Annotated in this window: 2 protein-coding genes and 1 pseudogene; 2 read left to right on the top strand and 1 reads right to left on the bottom strand. The window is 55.8% G+C overall.

Going from position 1 to position 2,194, the window contains the following annotated elements; genetic code table 11:
* Positions 1 to 96: 96 nt before the first annotated feature.
* Positions 97 to 289: pseudogene (locus tag MAMT_RS12010) on the bottom strand (IS1634 family transposase); the annotation flags it as partial.
* Positions 290 to 417: 128 nt separating this feature from the next.
* Here MAMT_RS12010 and MAMT_RS08660 point away from each other — a divergent pair.
* Positions 418 to 699 (top strand): HigA family addiction module antitoxin, encoded by a 282-nt coding sequence (locus MAMT_RS08660; protein WP_142660595.1) that lies wholly within the window; start codon positions 418 to 420, stop codon positions 697 to 699.
* 1,197 nt (positions 700 to 1,896) lie between these two features.
* Positions 1,897 to 2,194: hypothetical protein (locus tag MAMT_RS11550; protein ID WP_218579740.1), on the top strand; the 298-nt coding region annotated here is incomplete at its 3' end.

The raw sequence follows: 2,194 nt of genomic DNA, 5'->3' as shown, positions 1-2,194 counted from the left end.
GGGCATGTAGGCAGAACGAAAAAGTCTTAACGTTCTGTTGCAATCACTTGCGATAGCACACAGCGGAAGTTCGGGTAGGGCCCTACAGTAAAGCTACTTCTCGATCCCACTCCAGCGCCCATTGCGGCGTCCACGGCGCGACAGAGATCGTCTTCTTCCAGGCCCTTCTCCTCCAGTCCGCACGGCTTGGCCAAAAGCGTCTCGCACGCTCCGTCGTGAAGGGCGCGCTTGGGGAAGGGAAAGAAAATCCTTCCCGGATCATCGCCTTCAAAAATCGTTGCTTCCGCTTCGGACTGGCATCGACCGGCGCTTCCAAGTGAGCCTTCCCGTTGTCGTTCATGCCAACATCGTGTCTTGTGTTTGCGACAACACGCAGATATTGTGTTGACGTTAGCGCTCCTAACGCGGTGACCGGCCATGAAAAACCCTCCTCATCCTGGCGACTTGATTAAAACCGAAGTTATCGAGGCCCTCGGCCTCGACGTGAGCAAGGCGGCGGTGATTTTAAATGTTCCCCGTGGCGTGCTCTCCGATCTTCTGGACAGCAAAGCCGCTCTGACGCCGGAGATGGCACTTCGCATCGAAAAGGCCTTCGGTCCGGACATGGACCACCTCCTACGCATGCAGCTGGCCTATGACATGGCTAGAATACGGGAGCACGCGGAGGAAATTTCGGTCGAGCGGTACGTCCCGGCCTGAAGACAGGACGGAAAGCTCTGAAGTCAGCTGAACCTCCATTGCCCGGCATCCCACGAGCTTGCAGCAGAGCGGAAGAAGCTCGGCATTCCACGCGAACATCTCTCCGCTTCCATCTTGTGGAAGCAAAAAGCGATGTTGCTCCGTTCCGTTGTTCCCCGCGCCCTAGCTGATCTTCCTCGTGCGTCGTGCAAAGGGTGCATCGGCCAGTGAAGAGGGAGTTATTCTCAACCGGGAACTGTCTGAAATTCCACGGTGTCCTAAAGTGATGGCGCCAGAACGGAAAAACCGTGACGCTCTGCTGCAAGCACTTGCGATAGTACACATCGGAAGTTCATCGAGCAGGCGTGGGCTGCCCTCCGAACCATCCACGTGGTGGAGTCCTCCATCGGAAATGAAAAACGTCGCGGGGCCACCGCCGGGAATCATCAGGCCTGGCAAGTCCTCTCTGCCTTGCGCATCGCCGCCCGGGAGCCGTGGGCGACCCCGGCGGCCTAAACCGGGCCATAGAGTGCCAATTTGAAAATCCGGATGCCGCGCACCAACGACTTGTGATGCCGTTGCCAAACATGGGCCAGCGCCCCCAACAGGGGCTGAGCTTTACTGTTGCACATGGTGTGATGTAATTCTAAAAGACAGGCTCGATAACCGTGGGGAAGGAAACTGAAAGAATAATCCTTGCTACCCAACAAGCTCGAATCACCGGTGTGTCGGACGTGCGACGCATACCAAGTCCCGCTTCTACGGGCGGAGCGGGCTTCTTTTTTGAGCAACGCGTCGTTGCCTACTGGCTTGCCCAACTCCTCGGGCGGCAAATCCCGCCCATATTGCGCGACTGTTTGATCGCAGAAGTACATCTACAAACCGAGCATCTAGGCTGGCGCACCGATGATTTTCTGATTGTCGGGCAAAAAACTGGCTCGGGCGAGAGTCGGCGGTTAGCGGGTCAAGTAAAGCAAACTTTTACCGTTAGTGCCGCTGACGCCGAATGTAAGAAGGCGATACAGGATTTTTGGAGGGACTTCCAAAATTCCAATCTCTTCTCGCCGGATACCGACCGGTTCGCCCTAGTCACGCAGCCAGGCAGGGATACCCTTCATGCATTCTCTAGTCTCCTGAACTCGGCACGTGACTCCCGTGACGCTAGCGATTTTGAGAATCGATTGGCGACCGTCGTTAGTAAGAAAGTCGCTCAGCACCTTGAAAAGATCCAGAAAAATCGATGAAATCGAGGGGAGAACGTTGTCTCCGGCCGAGATGTGGCCGTTCCTCCGCGTTCTGTATGTTCTTTTTCTAGACTTGGGAACTGAAGCGGGGCAGACGGAAGCCCAAGTCAAGACTCTTCTTGCACACACGGCAAAAGAACATGATAAGCTTGAGGCTGCGGTAGCAACGTGGAACCGCCTGCTTGAAGAAGCGAGCCGGGGGATGCCTTCGGCTCGTAGCTTCAGGTACGAGGATCTTCCGGAAGACTTGACCGATCTTCCGCAGGTTTTTG

Origin of the sequence: Methylacidimicrobium tartarophylax (genome assembly GCF_902143375.2) — a bacterium.
Lineage (GTDB): Bacteria > Verrucomicrobiota > Verrucomicrobiia > Methylacidiphilales > Methylacidiphilaceae > Methylacidimicrobium > Methylacidimicrobium tartarophylax.
Note: the sequence above shows the minus strand (reverse complement) of the source record. Positions and strands in the feature narration are given on the sequence as shown.

Coding starts and splice junctions, on each gene's coding strand:
- MAMT_RS08660 (WP_142660595.1), top strand. CDS start 418: ATGAAAAACCCTCCTCATCCTGGCGACTTGATTAAAACCGAAGTTATC.